The 16,287-nt window shown below is 71.0% G+C and carries 16 protein-coding genes; 4 read left to right on the top strand and 12 right to left on the bottom strand.

The annotated features are described in order from the left end of the window. Nucleotides 1-461, bottom strand: a 461-nt coding sequence (locus ACILR4_RS04750; RefSeq protein WP_395699682.1) for an alcohol dehydrogenase catalytic domain-containing protein, incomplete at its 3' end; no start/stop codon positions are given. A gap of 86 nt (nucleotides 462-547) precedes the next feature. Here ACILR4_RS04750 and ACILR4_RS04745 point away from each other — a divergent pair. Together ACILR4_RS04745 and ACILR4_RS04740 are read left to right on the top strand one after the other, a co-directional pair. Next, nucleotides 548-856 carry a DUF2007 domain-containing protein gene (locus ACILR4_RS04745; protein ID WP_395699681.1) on the top strand — a complete coding sequence of 103 codons (309 nt, stop codon included), beginning with the start codon at nucleotides 548-550 and terminating at the stop codon, nucleotides 854-856. Between the two features lie 126 nt (nucleotides 857-982). Then, nucleotides 983-1,747: an SDR family oxidoreductase gene (locus ACILR4_RS04740; protein ID WP_395699680.1), complete on the top strand. Its 765-nt coding sequence runs from the start codon at nucleotides 983-985 to the stop codon at nucleotides 1,745-1,747. Here ACILR4_RS04740 and ACILR4_RS04735 read toward each other — a convergent pair. Together ACILR4_RS04735 and ACILR4_RS04730 are read right to left on the bottom strand one after the other, a co-directional pair. Further along, a complete protein-coding gene (locus ACILR4_RS04735) occupies nucleotides 1,744-2,259 on the bottom strand; it encodes an RNA polymerase sigma factor (RefSeq protein WP_395699679.1) in 516 nt (171 codons plus the stop codon). The genes ACILR4_RS04740 and ACILR4_RS04735 overlap by 4 nt on opposite strands. Beyond that, entirely contained in the window at nucleotides 2,260-2,457 is a 198-nt protein-coding gene (locus ACILR4_RS04730; RefSeq protein WP_395699678.1) for a DUF2892 domain-containing protein, read from the bottom strand. A gap of 105 nt (nucleotides 2,458-2,562) precedes the next feature. Here ACILR4_RS04730 and ACILR4_RS04725 point away from each other — a divergent pair, with 105 nt between their 5' ends. Beyond that, nucleotides 2,563-3,177: a histidine phosphatase family protein gene (locus ACILR4_RS04725; RefSeq protein WP_395699677.1), complete on the top strand. Its 615-nt coding sequence runs from the start codon at nucleotides 2,563-2,565 to the stop codon at nucleotides 3,175-3,177. Between the two features lie 41 nt (nucleotides 3,178-3,218). Here the strand turns inward: ACILR4_RS04725 and ACILR4_RS04720 are convergent, their stop codons facing one another. The 5 genes from ACILR4_RS04720 to ACILR4_RS04700 form a co-directional block, all read right to left on the bottom strand. After that, nucleotides 3,219-3,857: a glutathione S-transferase family protein gene (locus ACILR4_RS04720; RefSeq protein WP_395699676.1), complete on the bottom strand. Its 639-nt coding sequence runs from the start codon at nucleotides 3,855-3,857 to the stop codon at nucleotides 3,219-3,221. An 18-nt stretch (nucleotides 3,858-3,875) separates the two neighbouring features. Next, complete coding sequence (gene asd / locus ACILR4_RS04715; protein WP_395699675.1) at nucleotides 3,876-4,733, bottom strand: archaetidylserine decarboxylase; 858 nt, start codon at nucleotides 4,731-4,733, stop codon at nucleotides 3,876-3,878. 78 nt (nucleotides 4,734-4,811) lie between these two features. Then, nucleotides 4,812-5,963 (bottom strand): tetratricopeptide repeat protein, encoded by a 1,152-nt coding sequence (locus tag ACILR4_RS04710; protein WP_395699674.1) that lies wholly within the window; start codon nucleotides 5,961-5,963, stop codon nucleotides 4,812-4,814. Between the two features lie 70 nt (nucleotides 5,964-6,033). Then, a complete protein-coding gene (locus ACILR4_RS04705) occupies nucleotides 6,034-6,822 on the bottom strand; it encodes an SDR family oxidoreductase (protein ID WP_395699673.1) in 789 nt (262 codons plus the stop codon). Nucleotides 6,823-6,854: 32 nt separating this feature from the next. Then, nucleotides 6,855-7,763 (bottom strand): DMT family transporter, encoded by a 909-nt coding sequence (locus tag ACILR4_RS04700; protein WP_395699672.1) that lies wholly within the window; start codon nucleotides 7,761-7,763, stop codon nucleotides 6,855-6,857. Nucleotides 7,764-8,003: 240 nt separating this feature from the next. Here ACILR4_RS04700 and ACILR4_RS04695 point away from each other — a divergent pair, with 240 nt between their 5' ends. Then, on the top strand, nucleotides 8,004-10,451 hold the full coding sequence (locus ACILR4_RS04695) for a response regulator (protein ID WP_395699671.1): 2,448 nt from the start codon (nucleotides 8,004-8,006) through the stop codon (nucleotides 10,449-10,451). 42 nt (nucleotides 10,452-10,493) lie between these two features. Here ACILR4_RS04695 and ACILR4_RS04690 read toward each other — a convergent pair whose 3' ends face one another. The 4 genes from ACILR4_RS04690 to ACILR4_RS04675 form a co-directional block, all read right to left on the bottom strand. Then, entirely contained in the window at nucleotides 10,494-12,131 is a 1,638-nt protein-coding gene (locus ACILR4_RS04690) for a gamma-glutamyltransferase family protein (RefSeq protein ID WP_395699670.1), read from the bottom strand. A 119-nt stretch (nucleotides 12,132-12,250) separates the two neighbouring features. Continuing rightward, nucleotides 12,251-13,762: a tripartite tricarboxylate transporter permease gene (locus ACILR4_RS04685; RefSeq protein ID WP_395699669.1), complete on the bottom strand. Its 1,512-nt coding sequence runs from the start codon at nucleotides 13,760-13,762 to the stop codon at nucleotides 12,251-12,253. Nucleotides 13,763-13,772: 10 nt separating this feature from the next. After that, a complete protein-coding gene (locus tag ACILR4_RS04680; protein WP_395699668.1) occupies nucleotides 13,773-14,237 on the bottom strand; it encodes a tripartite tricarboxylate transporter TctB family protein in 465 nt (154 codons plus the stop codon). A 136-nt stretch (nucleotides 14,238-14,373) separates the two neighbouring features. After that, entirely contained in the window at nucleotides 14,374-16,191 is a 1,818-nt protein-coding gene (locus ACILR4_RS04675; RefSeq protein WP_395699667.1) for a GspE/PulE family protein, read from the bottom strand. Nucleotides 16,192-16,287 lie beyond the last annotated feature (96 nt).

The following is a 16,287-nucleotide window of genomic DNA, read 5'->3' as shown; positions in this document are numbered from 1 at the left end:
CCGCCGGCCGCGGCATGCCACAGCACGAAGTCGCCGGGCTGCAGGCCGCCTTGCGGCTGGGTCTTCTTCAGCAGGTACTGCGCGGTCAAGCCCTTCAACATCATCGCCGCGCCGGTCTCGAACGAGATCGCCTCGGGCAGCTTGCACACGCACTTGGCCGGCATCACGCGCGCCTGCGAATAGCTGCCGGGCGGGTTGCTGGCGTAGGCCGCGCGATCGCCGACCTTGAGGTGCGTGACGCCCTCGCCCACCGCCTCGACGATGCCGGCGCCTTCCATGCCCAGCGTCAGCGGCAGCGGGTTCTGGTACAGCCCGGTGCGCTGGTAGACGTCGATGAAATTCAGCCCCACCGCATGGTGGCGGATGCGGATCTCGCCCGGGCCGGGCTCGCCCACCGCGACGTCGACCAGTTGCATCGCCTCGGGTCCGCCGTACTGTTGAATCTGGATTGCCTGCACCATCACGCTGCTCCTCGTTGATGGCCCGCAGCCTACGCCAGGATCGATGACCCAGCGGGCTGGCATGATTCCCCCCCCAGGTCCCACCGATGCGCCGACTCGCCCAGGCCCCCAACCTCGCCATCGCCACGCTGTGGGCGGAGGTGCTGCGCAGTGCCGGCCTGGGCGTGACGGTGCAGCGCGCCTACGCCAGCAGCATTGCCGGCGAAGTGCCACCGGACCAGACGCTGCCCGAGCTGTGGCTGATCGACGAGGCCCAGCGCGCCACCGCCCTGCGCCTGCTGCACGAACTGCAGCACCCGCCCGAGCGCCGCTGGGCCTGCCCGGGCTGCGGCGAGATCATCGAGGGCCCGTTCGGCCAGTGCTGGAACTGCGGCGCCGACGCGCCGGCGACCTGATGCCGCCGCGCCGGGCCGCGCCCCGCCGGCGCCTGGGCCACTGGCACCTGCGCGACTGACGCCGGCGGGCCGCATGGCGATGATGCCGGCCATTCCGTTTCGTCACGACCTTTGGAGACCCTGTCCATGTCCGACCTGTTTTCGCTCGCCGGCCGCAGTGCCCTGATCACCGGTGGTTCGCGCGGCATCGGCCGCATGATCGCCGCCGGCTTCCTGAAGGCCGGTGCGCGCGTCTACATCAGCGCGCGCAAGGCCGAGGCCTGCAACGCGGCCGCGGCCGAGCTCTCGGCGCTCGGGCCCTGCGTCTCGCTGCCGTTCGACGTGTCCACGCCGGCCGGCATCCAGGCGCTGGTGGCCGCGTATGCCGAGCGCGAATCGCAGCTCGACATCCTGGTCAACAACGCCGGCGCGGCCTGGGGCGCGCCCTTCGACGAGTTCCCCGAGAACGGCTGGGACAAGGTGGTCGACCTGAACCTGAAGACACCGTTCTTCCTGACCCAGGCGCTGCACGGCCTGCTGGTCAAGGGCGGCAAGTCGCAGCCGGCCAAGGTCATCAACATCGCCTCGATCGACGGCCAGAGCGTCAACCCGATGGAGACCTACTCCTATGCCGCCAGCAAGGCCGGGCTGATCCACCTGACCCGGCGCATGGCGCTGCGCCTGGTGCAGGACAACATCGTCGTCAGCGCGATCGCGCCGGGCGCCTTCGCGTCCGACATGAACCGCGATGCGCGCGACCATGGCGACGCGGTGGCCGAACGCATCCCGGCCCGGCGCATCGGCACCGACGAGGACATGGCCGGCGCGGCCATCTACCTGGCGTCGCGGGCCGGCGACTATGTGGTCGGCACGACGCTCACCGTCGACGGCGGCGTCTGCCTCGCGCGCTAGGCCAGCAGGTATTCGCGGGCGAGTTGGCGGGCCCGGTGCAGACGGCTCTTCACCGCCGCGGTGCTGAGCTGCAGGCGCTGGGCCATCTCGCCGATGGTGAGCTCCTCGAAGTCGCGCAGCAGGATCACCTCGCGCGCCGGCGCCGGCAGCGACTGCAGCGCCTGCGCGAGTTCCAGGCGCAGTTCGTCGTTGCTGTGGACGACCAGCCAGTGCTCGAGCTGCGCTTCGTCATAGGGGTCGTAGCGAAAGGCCACGCGCCCGAGCCGCCGGCACTCGCGCTGCACGATGCGGATCAGCCAGCCCGAGAACGCCGCCAGCACCCGCAACTGCTGCACGCGGCGCGACAGGATCAGCAGGGCTTCCTGCACCGCGTCGTCGACATCGCTGATCAGGCAATGCCGCTGCGCATAGCGCCGCACATCGGGCCGCGCCAGGCGCAGCAGGCGCTCCAGCGCGGCCGGATCGCCCTGGTGCGCGGCCAGCAGCACTGGCTGGTGTTCCAGCGCCAGCATCTACTTGAGCCGACGCCCGACCATCGCGCAGGCCGGGCAGAAGCCGAACAGCCCCGAGATGGCCAGGCCCGCGGCGCTGGCCCCCAGCACCAGGCCCGCGGTGCCCGGCACCGCCCACAGCGCGGCCGCGCCGCCGGCCACGCCGGCCAGCACCCGCAGTACCCGTTCCCAGCCCGGCACATTCTTCACGTACAGCATGATCGCACTCCAATCGGTTGACGAGGACATCCTCGGCAGCCAAGAGGGCCCGCACCGACCGATGGATTCGCGCCGCGGCAAATTCTTTTTCCCGAGGACCGCCCGATGAGCCTGCTGCTGATCCGCCACGGCGAAACGCCGTTGAACGTGGCCCGCGTGCTGCAGCCTGCGGACACACCCCTGAGCCCCCGGGGCCAGTCCCAGGCCGAAGCGCTGGCGCAACGCCTGGCGCGCGAGCCGCTGGCCGGCCTGCTGGCCAGCGACCTGCCGCGCGCCTGGCAGACCGCGGCCGCGATCAGCGCCGCCACCGGCCTGCCCGTGCAGGCCTCGGCGCTGCTGCACGAGCGCCACTACGGCGACCTGCGCGGCCAGCCCTACGACACGCTGGGCTTCAACCCGCTGACGATGGAGGACGCGCCGCCGGGCGGCGAATCGCAGGCCGCGTTCAGTGCCCGCGCTGCGCAGGCCTGGGCCGAGCTGCTGGCCTTGCGGCGCCGCCTGGGCGGACCGCTGGTGGTCGTCACCCACGGCCTGGTGCTGCGCGAATGGCTGCGGCACAGCCTGCAGCTGCCGCCCGGCATGGCGCTGCCCGCCCGCATGTCCAACGCCTCGCTGACCCGCGCGCTGGCCGAACCACCGCACACCGTGACGCTGCTGGATTGCACGGCGCACCTGGCCGGCGGCCTGGGCGACGATGCGCAAGCCCTGTCAGGCGGCTGAAGCACCCTGCCGGTGACGAATGCGCTGACGCGGCAGCCGCCTCAGCGCTTGGCCGGCCAGTGGCGCTGGAACACCGGCGCCAGCGCCGGATGGCCTTCGATGCGGGGCAGCACCGCGGCCCACTGTGGCCGCGCCTGGGCCAGGTGCTGGCGCGCGCCGGCCCACTTCGACACCACCGCGGCCAGGATGTCCAGCGCGTTCGGTGCCGCCCCGCCGAGGAAGGGCGTGGCCGGGATCTGGTCGGCGAACTGGCTCCACAGCTCGTGCAGGCGCTCGCGGCTGCGCCGCACCACGCGCTCGGCCTCCTGCTTGTCGGGCTGGGCCATCACGCGGTCGGGGTAGTCGATCACGCCGATCATCGCGTAGCAGTTGGCCGCGATGTAGACCAGCCCGCGGATCGCGTTGGCCCGCGCCGCCGGGTCGGCCGGCAGCAGCCCGCTGGCCGGATGACGCAGGCCGAGCTCGATCAGGATCGCCGCACTCTCGGTCATCACGCTGCCGTCGTCCCATTGCAGCGTCGGGATCTGCGCCAGCGGGTTCACGCGCCGGAGTTCGTCGATTGCCGAATGCGTGTCCCAGCTCGCGGCCTGCACGTTGCGGTAGTTCAGGCCCGCCAGCGCCAGGCCGCATTCGGCTGCGGCCGAGCCGCTGCCGGTGTAGCCGTACAGGGTGATCGTCATGGACGCTCCTTTCGGACCTTATGCCACCGTGGCCATCACCTCGCCCATGCGGATGGCGCCGCCCGGTCGCCAGCCCGGGTTGAAAGCCAGCGGCGCGCCGCCCCAGGCCTTGGGAAACAGCATCACCACGGTCGAACCCAGCAGGAAGCGGCCCATCTCGTCGCCCTGCTGCAGCGCCACCGCGTGGTCGTCGTAGCGCCACTCGCGCAGCTGGCCCGGTCGTGGCGGGTTGACCGTGCCGTGCCACACGGTGGCCATGCTGCCGACGATGGTGGCGCCCACCAGCACCAGCACGAAGGGCCCGGCCTCGCTGTCGAACGCGCACACCACCCGCTCGTTGCGCGCGAACAGCCCCGGCACGCCGCGCGCGGTGGTCGGGTTCACCGAGAACAGCGCGCCGGGCACGTGGATCATGCGGCGCAGGCGGCCGGCGCAGGGCATGTGGATGCGGTGGTAGTCCTTCGGGCTCAGGTACAGCGTGGCGAAGCAGCCATCGTCGAAGCGCGCGGCCAGTGCAGCGTCGCCGCCGACCAATGCGCGGGTCGCGTAGTGGTGCCCCTTGGCCTGAAAGATCTGGTCGCGTTCGATCGCGCCGAACTGGCTGATCGCACCATCGACCGGGCAGACCAGCGCCGCCGTGGCCAGCGGCCGTGCGCCGGGTTTCAGCGCCCGCGTGAAGAAGGCATTGAAGCTGGGGTAGCTGGCGATGTCCGGGTTGGCTGCCTCGGCCATGTTCACGCCGTAGCGCCGCACGAACCAGCGGATCGTGCCGGTGGTGAGGCCGCCCAGTTCACGCGCGGCGAATGCGCCGGCCAGCGAGGTCAGGGCCTGCTTGGGCAGCAGGTATTGCGGCAGGACGGCGAGACGGTCTGACACGGCGGCATCGGGCCGCGGGGCGGCGGCGGGGTCGGCTTGGCGCCGCAGTGTAGCCAGCCGCGCCGGCCGCTCAACCGCTCACTGCACCAGGTCGGCCTTCAGCCGTGCCAGCTTGGCCGCATACAGCGCCTCTTCGCGGCGCGAACCGCTCTTTTCGCGGGCGGTCTCCAGGTTGCGCTGGGCATGCTGCACGTCGCCGAGCTTCAGGTCGGCCAGCGCCAGCCAGAAATAGAACTCGTGGTAGTCCGGGTCGCGCCCGATCTCGCGCTCGAACAGCGACTTGGCCTGGCGGTATTCGCCACGCGCCATGGCTTCGCGGCCGAGGTTGAAGTACTTGAACGGCGGGTCGGGCTGCAGCCGTTCGGCCAGCGCGATCAGCGGCGCGGCCTCCGCGGCACGGCCTTGCGAGGTGAGCAGCTGCGCCAGGTTGCCGGCCACATGCACGTTGGTCGGCTCCAGGGCCAGCGCGAAGCGCAGCACCGCCTCGGCCCGTGCCGGCAGGCCATGGCGCTGGTAGATCACGCCCAGCGTGTTGTAGGCGAGCAGCAGCTGGCGGTCCTGCTGGATCGCCGCCTTCACCCACCAGTAGGCATCGTCGACGCGGCCATCGGCCATCGCCTCGGCGGCCTTGTTGTTCAGGTACATCGCGATCACGGTGGGCTCGTCGATCACGTCGTAGCGCTGGCCGCGCAGCTCACGCTGCGGCAGGAAGTCCACCGTCAACCAGTCGCCCGCATCGCCCGGGCCGTGCGTCTGCACCAGCGGCTTGCCCACCGAGAGGTTGATGTGCCCGATGGTGAAGTACAGGTCGCCGCGCCGGCCCCAGTTCGGATCGACATACACGCTCTGGTAGCGCACCTGCAGGCCGAGCTCGCGCGCAAAGGCCGCCGTCATCAGCACCAGCGACATGCAATTGCCGGCGCGCGCCTCGAAGGCCTGCGCGGCGCTGCGCGTCATCTCGGTGTCGTAGCGCAGCTTCAGCTGGTTGTGCGTGTACAACTGCTCCAGCAGCACGCGCTGCGGCTCGCGTCGCAGCAAGAGGTTGCCCATCTCGCGCTGCAGGTAGCCGCGCATCTCGTCACTGAGCGCCAGGGCGTCCGCCGGGTTGATGCGCTCGCTGGCGGGCTTGAACGACGTGTCGTCGAACAGTTGCTCGCTCTTCGTCACCAAAGGGTGGCTGGCACAGCCGGCCAGCCACAGTGCCATCAGCACACAGATCCATCGGGCCATGATCGGCCTCCATCCGCAACGACCGCGCCCCGCGTGCCGCCACGCGGGGCAAGCCGGCAGCTTAATCCTTTTAGAAGGTGCCGGGGTAGGCGCCGCCGTCGAGCAGCAGGTTCTGCCCGGTCAGGTAGCCGGCCTGGCGGCTGCACAGGAACGCGCAGAAGTCGCCGAATTCGGCCGGCGTGCCGAAGCGCCCGGCCGGCACGGTGCGGCGCCGGCGCTCGGCGATCTCCTCCACCGACTGGCCGCTCGCGGCCGCGCCGGCTCGGAAACCGCCGGTCAGTCGGTCGGTGTCGAAGGTGCCGGGCAGCAGGTTGTTGATCGTCACGTTGCGGCTGGCCAGGCGCGGCTGGCGTGCCACCCCGGCCACGAAGCCGGTGAGCCCGCTGCGGGCGCCGTTGGACAGGCCCAGCGTGTCGATCGGCGCCTTCACCGCGCCCGAGGTGATGTTGACGACGCGGCCGAAGCCGCGCTCGGCCATCGCATCGACCGTGGCCTTCATCAGCTCGATCGGCGCCAGCATGTTGGCGTCCAGCGCCTTGATCCAGGCCTCGCGGTCCCACTGCCGGAAGTCCCCGGGGGGCGGACCGCCGGCGTTGTTGACCAGGATGTCCACCTGCGGGCACGCGGCCAGCGCGGCCGCGCGGCCTTCGACCGTGGTGATGTCCCCGGCCACCGCGATCACCACCGCGGCGGGATGCGCCTGGCGCAGCTCGGCCGCGGTGGCCTCCAGCGCCTCGACGCCACGCGCGGTGATCACCACATGCGCCCCTTCGCGCACCAGCGCCTGCGCACAGCCCTTGCCCAAGCCCTTGCTCGCGGCGCACACCAGCGCCCACTTGCCTGCGATGCCCAGATCCATCTCGTTCGACTCCTGCGATGCGTTTCGCGCGTTCAGCGCCAGCGGGCCAACAAGGTCACGCCCGTCAGGACGCCGAGTGTGCCCGCGGCAATCCAGCCGGTGAATGGCTCGCCCAGCAAGACCACGCCCATCAGGATGGTGCTGACCGGCCCGACCATGCCGATCTGCGAAGTCAGTGCCGAGCCCAGCCGCTCGATCGCCAGCATCACCAGCAGCACCGGCGTGAAGGTGCAGGCCACCGCGTTCAGCACCGACAGCCCGATCACCGGCGCCGGCACCAGCGCATCGGCCAACGGGCGCAGCAGCAGGAACTGGCCGATGCACAGCGCACAGGCCACCGTGCTGGCCAGGCCGGTCAGGCGCGCGGCGCCCAGGCGCTGCACCACCTGGCCGCTGCTGTCGAGGTAGACCGCATAGCTCGCGGTGCTCAGCAGCACCAGCGTGGCCCCGATGGCCACATGCGGCCGGTCCAGCGCCAGCTCGTGACCGAAGACCAGCAGCACGCCGGCATAGCTGATCGCCATCGCCAGCGCCTGGCGGCCATTGACGCGCCGGCCGTGGCGCAGCCAGCCCAGCAGCAGCACCAGCGTGGGCGTCAGGTACAGGATCAGGCGCTCGAGGCTGGCGCTGATGAACTGCAGGCCGATGAAGTCGAGGTAGCTCGCCAGGTAGTAGCCCGAGAAGCCCAGGCCCAGCACCGCGAGCGCGTCGCGCCGCGTCAGGCGCGGCTGCCCGCGCCCGGCCCACCAGGCCAGCAGCACGAACAGCGGCAGCGCGAACAGCATGCGGTACATCAGCAGCACCATCGCATCGACGCCATGCCGGTAGGCGAGCTTGACGATGATGGCCTTGCCCGAGAACGCGATCGCGCCGGCCAGTGCCATCAGGAGTCCCGGCCAGGCGTGTCGTGCGGGCGGGCGGGCGGTGGCGGCATCAGACATCGCACGATTCTAGGAACGCAGGGTGCACCGGCCGCGCCGGCGCGCTTCGGCATGCGACAAGCGCGGCTTCGGCGACGGGCAAGCCAACCCGGCCCCCATCCGCGGGGCGCGACCGCGTCGGCGGCGGCCAGACGCTCGATTCAGCGGGTCGCTCCGCTGCCGGCCGCGCCGGCCAGGTGCTAGGCTCGCGCGTTGCCCCGCCGCCCTGGCTTCCGCCGCTTGCAGTACCCGCGCATGCCCATGTCCTCCGCTCCCCCCAGCCTGATGCCTGTTTCCTTCGCGCAGCGCCGCGGTCGCCGGCTGGGCCTGATGTTGCTGCCCCTGCTGGCGCTGCCGCTGCTGGCCTGGCTGACCCCCCAGTACGAAGTGGCCAACACGCTGATCGCGCCGCTGCAGCCGAGCCTGGCCCTGGCGCTGGCTGCCACGGCCTGCGTCGGCTGGCGTGCCTTGCCGGCCGTGATCGTCGGCGCGCTGCTGGCGATGTTCTCCTGGCCGCTGGTCGAGCCCGCGGGATCGCAGTGGGTGGATGCGCTGGCGCTGGTGGCGCAGTGCGCGTTTGGTGGCCTGCTGATGCGGCGCTCCGGCCGCAGCGATGACCTGGCGCTGGACAGCAGCCCGGCGATCCGCCGGCTGGTCGCGGTGGCGCTGGCCTGCGCGGGGCTGGGCGCAGTGGCCGAACTGCTGGACAGCGCGCTGCCGTCGGCCTCGGTCACGCGGCCGGCCGTCGCCGCGCTGGTGCGCGCCACGGCCGATGGTGGCAGCGTGATGCTGCTGGTGCCGGTGGTGCTGGCCCTGGCTGCACCGCAGCGCGAACGCTGGGCAGCGCGCTGGCGTTCGGTGGTGCTGCCGCTCGCCGCACTGGCGCTGCTGCTGCTGGCCGCGCTGGCCGGCATCCACGAACGCGACCGGGACCAGGCCCTGGCCCGCTTCGATCGCGATGCGGATGTGGTGTTCGCCCGCACCCAGGCGTTGCTGGACGCGCCCTTGCAGGCCGTGCTGGCCCTGAACGGCGCGATGCAGGCCTCCGCTCTGCCCGTGTCCAATGCCCAGTTCGATGCGCTGGCGCGGCCCTGGCTCGCCCGCACGGCGGGCCTGGCCGAGATCGGCTGGCTCGACGCCCCGCGTGGCGACGGCGGCGCGCCGGTGGTGCGCCACCTGCTGCCGGCCCTGGCCGGTGCCGCCGGCGCAGCGGCCAGCCCTGGGGACACGCTGGCCGGCGCCGCCGCGCTGCGCGGGGCCCTGGCGAAGGCGCTGGCCCAGGATGGTCCATTGCTGGTGCCCGCACTGTCGTCCGACGCGGCGGCAGCGTCGGGCACGGCCCCGCCGTCGAATCGCCCTGCGCTGGTGATCTACCAGGCGGTGCCCGCCGAATCGGGCAGCGGCACGCGCCAGGTGGTGTTCGCCACGGTGCTGATCGAGCGCCTGCTCAACCCGCTGATGGCCGCGCGCACCGATGCGCTGCAGGCCTGCCTGTTCGACGCCGACCCGCGTGCCGAGCGCCGCCACCTCTACGGTCCGGGCTCCTGCGAAGCAGCCGCACCGACGCACGACAACCAGTTCAACCGCGAAGCCGGTTTCGAGCTGGCGGGCCGGCGCTGGGCGCTGCGCATCAGCCAGCCGCTGCGCACGCAGGGCGGTGTGTGGTTGTTCGCGCTGCCGGCGCTGGCCGGCGGCAGCCTGCTCGCCGCACTGCTGCTGGCCCTGACCGGGCGCGTGCAGCGTGTCGAAACCGAGGCACGCAGCCGCAGCCTCGACATGCAGCGCGACATCGACCAGCTGCGGGCGCAGCTGCAGCGCCAGGAGCGCTCGCTCGACGGCGTGTTCGACGCCGTGCAGACCGGCGTCGCGCTGATCGAGGCCGATGGCCGCATCCAGCGGGTGAATGCGGCGTTTGCCGACCTGGTGGGCGTCAGCGCGGCCGAGCTGCGCCGGCGCCCGATCGACGACCTGCTGCAGGACGACGACCAACCGCAGCCCGGCCGCATCCTGGCACTGCTGCAGCAGGCCGGCGACGAGCTGCTGCACAGCTCGCTGCGCCTGCGGCTGGCCGGTGGCAAGGTGATGCCGGCGCTGGTGACGCTGCGGCCGCTGCGCGAGCGTGACGGCCGGCTGGGCGCCGCCGTCTGCGCGCTGCACGACCTGAGCGACAACCTGCGCCGCCGCCAGGCCGAGCGGGTGCTGGGCGACGTGCTGGACCTGACGCGCAGCGAAACGGCCGGCGCACCCGCGCCGACGGCGGGCGCCACCGTCTCGAGGCCGATGCCGCTGGCCGCGATGGCAACGGCAGCCCCGGCAGCCGCCCTCTCACCCGCCGGCAGCGGGCCGCTGCAGCGCATCCTGTGCATCCACGGCAGCGCCGAGCGCGAGGCCTTCCTGAGCGTGGCCTTCGAGGAGCGGCCGCTGGTGCGCCTGAGCCATGCCGGCAATGCCAGCGACGGGCTGGTGCTGGCCGAGACCGAGGCGCCGCACCTGGTGCTGCTGGACCTGGGCCTGCCAGGCGACGATGGCCTGGCCCTGCTGCAGCAGTTGAGCAGCGACCCGCGCACGCGCGCCATCCCGGTCATCGTGCTGTCGGACGACCCGCGGCCCGATCGCATCGATGCCGCGTTCAGCGCCGGCGCGCGCGCCTACCTGACGCAGCCGCTGGACGCACGGCAGCTGTTGGCGGCAGTGGACGAGCTGATCTGACCCTGCGCCGCGGGCGGGCACCGGGGCCGCGCCTTTCAGGCGCTAGAAGCCGGCCACCTGGCCGTCGCGGCGCGGATCGCTGGCTGCCACATAGCCCTCGCGGGCCGGGTCGCCCAGGCGCCAGATGAACTGGCCGGCACCGAAGTCCTGGTAGCTGTCCTGCAGCACGTCCATCTCGTGGCCGCGCTCGGCCAGGGCTGCCACCGTGGCCGCCGGCATCGCGCCCTCGACATTGATCGAGAGCCCCTGGTTGAAGCGCCAGCGCGGCGCATCGCAGGCGGCCTGCGGGTTCTGGCGGTGGTCGATCATGCGCACCAGGGTCTGCAGATGGCCCTGCGGCTGCATGTTGCCGCCCATCACGCCATAGCTCATCAGCGGCTGGCCGTCCCGCGTGACGAAGGCCGGGATGATGGTGTGGAAGGGCCGCTTGCCCGGCGCCACGACATTGGCGCTGCGCTCGTCCAGGCTGAAGCCGTGGCCCCGGTTCTGCAGCGAGACGCCGTACCCGGGCACCACCACGCCGGAGCCGAAGCCCATGTAGTTGCTCTGGATGAAGCTGACCATCATGCCCTGCTCGTCCGCCGCGGTCAGGTAGATGGTGCCGCCGCGGCGGTGCGCGTCGGCCGGGCTGCCGGCCTCGAAGGCCTGTGCGCGCTTCGGGTCGATCAGCCGGGCCCGGCTGGCGAGGTAGCCCGCGTCCAGCATCTGCGCGGGGGTCACCGCCATGCTGGAGGGTTCGGCCACGTAGCGGTAGACGTCGGCGAAGGCCAGCTTCATCGCCTCGATCAGGATGTGCTGGGCCTCGGGACCGTCGATCGGCAGCGCCGCCAGGTCGAAGTGCTCGGCAATGCCCAGCGCGATCAGCGCCGCGATGCCCTGGCCGTTGGGCGGGATCTCGTGCAGGGTGAAGCCGCGGTAGTTCTGCGCGATCGGCGTCACCCACTCGGGCTGGTAGCCGGCCAGGTCGGCGAGCTGGTGCGCGCCGCCCTGGGCCTGCGCCTGGCGCACCAGCGCCTCGGCGATCTCGCCGCGGTAGAAGGCCTCGCCGCGGGTCTCGGCAATCAGCTTGAGCGCCCGCGCGGCACCCGGGAAACGGAACAGCTCGCCCACCTGCGGTGCGCGGCCGTGCGGCAGGAAGGTTTCGGCAAAACCGGGTTGGCTGGTCAGCGCCGGCAGCTGCGCCGCGGCGGCCCACTTCTCGGCCACCACCACCGGCACCGCGTAGCTGCGCTCGGCGATGTCGATGGCCGGCGCCAGCAGGTCGGCGAACGGCAGCTTGCCGAAGCGCTGGCTCAGCGCGGCCCAGGCGCCGACGGCACCGGGCACCGTCGCGGAGTCCCAGCCCCGCACCGGCAGCTGCAGCGAGCCTTCGCCGTGCTTGCGCCTGAAGTAAGCGGGTGTCCACGCAGCCGGTGCACGGCCGGACGCGTTCAGGCCATGCAGCTGACGGCCGTCCCACAAGATGCAGAACGCGTCCGATCCGAGGCCGTTGCTGCAGGGCTCGACGATCGTCATCACCGCCGCGGTGGCAATCGCCGCGTCCACAGCATTGCCGCCGCGGGCCAGCATGCGCAGGCCGGCCTGCGCGGCCAGCGGATGCGAGGTGGCGACGACGTTGCGCGCGAACACCGGCAGGCGCGCGCTGGGATAAGGGCAGTGGTACTCGAAGGCGTGCGTCATGACGGGCCAGTGAAGTCTGCAGAGGGAGCGCCGATTGTGCGACCTGCGGCGGCCGAGCCGGCCGCACCACGAAAAAGCCGGCCTCGCGGGCCGGCTTGAATTGGTCGCGTCGCGGCGCGCTAGTCTTCCTGGAAGGCCTCTTCGCGCTTGGCCTTGATGGAAGGCAAGGTCACCACCACGATCATCGCCACCGCGGCCAGCAGCAGCCCGGCGGACAGCGGGCGCGTGCCAAAGGTGGTCCAGTCGCCGCGCGACAGCAGCAGCGCACGTCGGAGGTTCTCCTCCATCATCGGCCCGAGAATGAAACCCAGCAGCAGCGGCGCCGGCTCGCAGTCGAGCTTGTAGAACACGTAGCCCACCACCGAGAAGACCGCCGTCATGTAGACGTCGAACGCGTTGTTGTTCAACGTGTAGGTGCCGATGCAGCAGAACACCGTGATCGCCGGGAACAGGAAGCGGTAGGGCACCGTCAGCAGCTTGATCCAGATGCCGATCAGCGGCAGGTTCAGGATCACCAGCATCAGGTTCCCGATCCACATCGAGGCGATCAGGCCCCAGAACAACTGCGGGTTGCTGGTCATCACCTGCGGGCCGGGCTGGATGCCCTTGATCGTCATCGCGCCGACCATCAGCGCCATCACCGCGTTCGGCGGGATGCCCAGGGTCAGCATCGGGATGAACGACGTCTGCGCGCCGGCGTTGTTGGCCGACTCGGGACCCGCCACGCCGCGGATGTTGCCCTTGCCGAACGGCACCTCACCAGGGCGGCCGCGGCTCTTCTTCTCGAGCGTGTAGGCGGCGAACGAGGCCAGCAGCGCGCCGCCGCCCGGCAGCACGCCGAGGATCGAGCCCAGCGCCGTGCCACGCAGCACGGCCGGGAACGCGTCCTTCACGTCCTGGCCGGTCGGCCACAGACCCTTCACATCCTTGGTGAAGACCTCGCGGTGCTCGGCCGGCCGGCCGAGATTCGAGATGATCTCGCCGAAGCCGAAGACGCCCATCGCGATCACGACGAAGCCGATGCCGTCGGTCAGCTCAGGGATATCGAAGCTGTAGCGCGGCACGCCCGAGATCACGTCGGTGTTGATCTGGCCCAGCAGCAGGCCCATCAGGATCATCGCGATCGCCTTGACCAGCGAGCCCGAGGCCAGCACCACCGCACCGACCAGGCCCAGCGTCATCAGCGAGAAGTACTCGGCCGGGCCGAACTTGAAGGCCAGTTCGGTCAGCGGCGGCGCAAACGCCGCGATGATCACGGTGCCCACGCAGCCGGCGAAGAACGAGCCCAGGCCGGCAGCCGCCAGCGCCGCGCCCGCACGGCCCTGGCGGGCCATCGCGTAGCCGTCGATCGCCGTCACCACCGAGCTCGACTCGCCCGGCACGTTGATCAGGATCGCGGTGGTCGAGCCACCGTACTGGGCGCCGTAGTAGATGCCCGCCAGCATGATCAGCGCCGGCGTTGCATCGAGCGCGTAGATCGAGGGCAGCAGCATCGCGATGGTCGCCACCGGTCCCAGACCGGGCAGCACACCGATCAAGGTGCCCAGCACCGCGCCGCCGAAGGCGTACAGCAGGTTCTGGACGGTGAACGCGACGCCGAAGCCCAGCGCCAGATTGTTCAAGAGATCCATGGCGCGTTCCTCAGCCGGTGATGAAGGTCGGCCAGAGCGGAATCACCAGCTTCAAGCCCAGGATGAAGATGGCCCACGAACCGATGGTCAGCACCACGCAGTTGATCAGCACGTCCTTCCAGTGGAACTCGTCGCCGGCCAGGCTGGTGATGATGATCAGAATCGGCAGCGCGGCCGCCATGCCCAGGCGCGGCAGCAACACACCGAACAGAGCGACCGCGAACACGATCGTGATCAGCGGCTTCCAGGCCCATGGGCCGATCGGCTCGCCGTCTTCGGTTTCGACCGCCAGCGACTCGAACAGGATGAAGGCCCCCAGGATGGCCATCAGGATGCCCAGGCCGAACGGGAAATAGCCCGGTCCCGGCCTGGCCGAGGCGCCGAAGCTGTAGTTCGTGGCACCCCAGGCAAACCCCACCCCGGTGGCCACGAACATCAACCCCGACCAGAAGTCTCTCTGGCTCTTGATCTTCACTGCGTCTCCTCGAGAAGCGGTCCGTTGGTGCGGACGATTCTAGGGAGCGGCCTGTGGCGACCGGCTGTGGTTTCCACGTAACCGTCGGCTGCCTGTCGTTGTCGCCTGCGCGACAAGATCAGGCACACGGCGTGCTTCAGCTGTCGTGCCAGCTCGGCGTGGTACGCAGCACTTCGTCGATGGTCGTGACGCCTTCGGCCACCTTCATCGTGCCGGCCAGGCGCATCGGGCGCATGCCCTCCTTCACCACCGTCTTGCGCAGCGCGGCGGTGTCCAGCGTCGGATGGATGGCCCGGCGGGCATCCTCGCTCAGCAGCAGCAGCTCGTACAGGCCCACGCGGCCGCGGTAGCCGGTGTTGCGGCATTCGAGGCAGCCCACGGGCTTGTACGGCCGCACGCCACCGGACAGCCGCCAAGGCCGGGCCAGTTCGTCGAGCGCCTCGCGCGTCAGGCCTTCGTCGCGCGCCTTGCAGGCGGCGCACAGCGTGCGCGCCAGGCGCTGCGCGAGCACGCCGATCACGGTGGCGTTGATCAGGTAGGTCGGCACGCCGAGATCGGACAGCCGGGTGATCGCCGAGGCCGCGTCATTCGTGTGCAAGGTACTGAAGACCAGATGCCCGGTCAACGCGGCCTGGATCGCCATCTCGGCGGTGGCCAGGTCACGGATCTCGCCGACCATGATGATGTCCGGGTCCTGCCGCATCAGCGCGCGCAGGCCCTCGGCAAAGCCCATGTCGATGGCCGCCTGCACCTGGGTCTGGTTGAAGGCCGGCTCGATCATCTCGATCGGGTCTTCGATCGTGCAGACATTGACCTCATCGGTGGCCAGCGACTTCAGGGTCGAATACAGCGTGGTCGTCTTGCCGCTGCCCGTGGGGCCGGTGACCAGGATGATGCCGTGCGGCCGCGCGATCAGCTCCTTCCAGCGCTCGCCGTCATGCGCCGAGAAGCCCAGTGCCTCGACGGTCTTGACCACCGTCTCGGGGTCGAACACCCGCATCACCATCTTCTCGCCGAACGCGGTGGGCAGGGTCGACAGGCGCATCTCGACCTCGCCGCCGCCGGGCGCGTCGGGCGTGTCGGGGCGCTTGGTCTTGATGCGGCCGTCCTGCGGGCGGCGGCGCTCGATCACGTCCATCCGGCCGAGCAGCTTGATGCGCGCGGTCATGGCGTTCATCACCGTCAGCGGCACCTGGTAGACGGTGTGCAGCACGCCGTCGATGCGGAAGCGGATCGCGCCCATGTCGCGCCGCGGCTCGAGGTGGATGTCCGAGGCGCGCTGGTCGAAGGCGTACTGCCACAGCCAATCGACCACCTGCACCACGCCCTGGTCGTTGGCATCGAGCTGCTTGTTGCTCTTGCCCAGTTCGACCAGTTGCTCGAAGCTGGCCGCCGCCGACGCCTCGCCGGTCTTCTGCGCCGCGCGCACCGACTTCGCAAGCGTGTAGAACTCGGTCGTGTAGCGGGCGATGTCGTCGGGGCTGGCCAGCACCAACTTCACCCGCTTGCGCGTGTGGGTCTCGATCTCGCCGACCCAGGCCGTGTCGTAGGGCTCGCTGGTAGCCACCGTCACGTCGACGGTGCCGACGACGACGGGCAGCACCTTGCGCAGCTGGGCGTACTGCACGCTCATCACGTCGGCCACGCGCCCGACGTCCACCTTCAGCGGGTCGATGCGCAGGTAGGGCATCTGCGCACGGCCCGCGAGCCATTCGGTCAGCGCCTCGGTATCCAGCGGCCGCCCATTGCGCTGCAGCCCGGCGCCACCCAGCCGCACCAGCGCATGCAGGCTCGAGTCGCTGTGGCCGAAGCGCTTGATCACCCGCTCGGCATCGGCCGGCGTGACCCAGCCGTCGCTGCGCAACCAGTCGAGCAACTGGCGCCATTCAAGCTTTCCGCGCGGCACACTGGGTGGCAGCGCCGGTGCGGCGGATTTGGTGGCGGATGCGCTCATGCGGCGGCCGATCGGGGTGAAGTCTCCCGGGATGCTAGCCCCGCCGCCGCGCCTCGATCAAAGGAAAAACGGCGCTGAACGCAACTTGTCGTTCAG

It is taken from the genome of Aquabacterium sp. (assembly GCF_044226965.1).
In the GTDB taxonomy this organism is placed as follows: domain Bacteria; phylum Pseudomonadota; class Gammaproteobacteria; order Burkholderiales; family Burkholderiaceae_C; genus Pseudaquabacterium.
This window is presented reverse-complemented; position numbering and strand designations above follow the sequence as displayed.

What these genes read in the sequence shown, in the direction of transcription:
- ACILR4_RS04745 (WP_395699681.1), top strand. Translation starts at nt 548, where the DNA reads ATGCGCCGACTCGCCCAGGCCCCCAACCTCGCCATCGCCACGCTGTGG.
- ACILR4_RS04740 (WP_395699680.1), top strand. Translation starts at nt 983, where the DNA reads ATGTCCGACCTGTTTTCGCTCGCCGGCCGCAGTGCCCTGATCACCGGT.
- ACILR4_RS04735 (WP_395699679.1), bottom strand. Translation starts at nt 2,259, where the DNA reads ATGCTGGCGCTGGAACACCAGCCAGTGCTGCTGGCCGCGCACCAGGGC.
- ACILR4_RS04730 (WP_395699678.1), bottom strand. Translation starts at nt 2,457, where the DNA reads ATGCTGTACGTGAAGAATGTGCCGGGCTGGGAACGGGTACTGCGGGTG.
- ACILR4_RS04725 (WP_395699677.1), top strand. Translation starts at nt 2,563, where the DNA reads ATGAGCCTGCTGCTGATCCGCCACGGCGAAACGCCGTTGAACGTGGCC.
- ACILR4_RS04720 (WP_395699676.1), bottom strand. Translation starts at nt 3,857, where the DNA reads ATGACGATCACCCTGTACGGCTACACCGGCAGCGGCTCGGCCGCAGCC.
- ACILR4_RS04710 (WP_395699674.1), bottom strand. Translation starts at nt 5,963, where the DNA reads ATGGCCCGATGGATCTGTGTGCTGATGGCACTGTGGCTGGCCGGCTGT.
- ACILR4_RS04705 (WP_395699673.1), bottom strand. Translation starts at nt 6,822, where the DNA reads ATGGATCTGGGCATCGCAGGCAAGTGGGCGCTGGTGTGCGCCGCGAGC.
- ACILR4_RS04700 (WP_395699672.1), bottom strand. Translation starts at nt 7,763, where the DNA reads ATGTCTGATGCCGCCACCGCCCGCCCGCCCGCACGACACGCCTGGCCG.
- ACILR4_RS04695 (WP_395699671.1), top strand. Translation starts at nt 8,004, where the DNA reads ATGTCCTCCGCTCCCCCCAGCCTGATGCCTGTTTCCTTCGCGCAGCGC.
- ACILR4_RS04690 (WP_395699670.1), bottom strand. Translation starts at nt 12,131, where the DNA reads ATGACGCACGCCTTCGAGTACCACTGCCCTTATCCCAGCGCGCGCCTG.
- ACILR4_RS04685 (WP_395699669.1), bottom strand. Translation starts at nt 13,762, where the DNA reads ATGGATCTCTTGAACAATCTGGCGCTGGGCTTCGGCGTCGCGTTCACC.
- ACILR4_RS04675 (WP_395699667.1), bottom strand. Translation starts at nt 16,191, where the DNA reads ATGAGCGCATCCGCCACCAAATCCGCCGCACCGGCGCTGCCACCCAGT.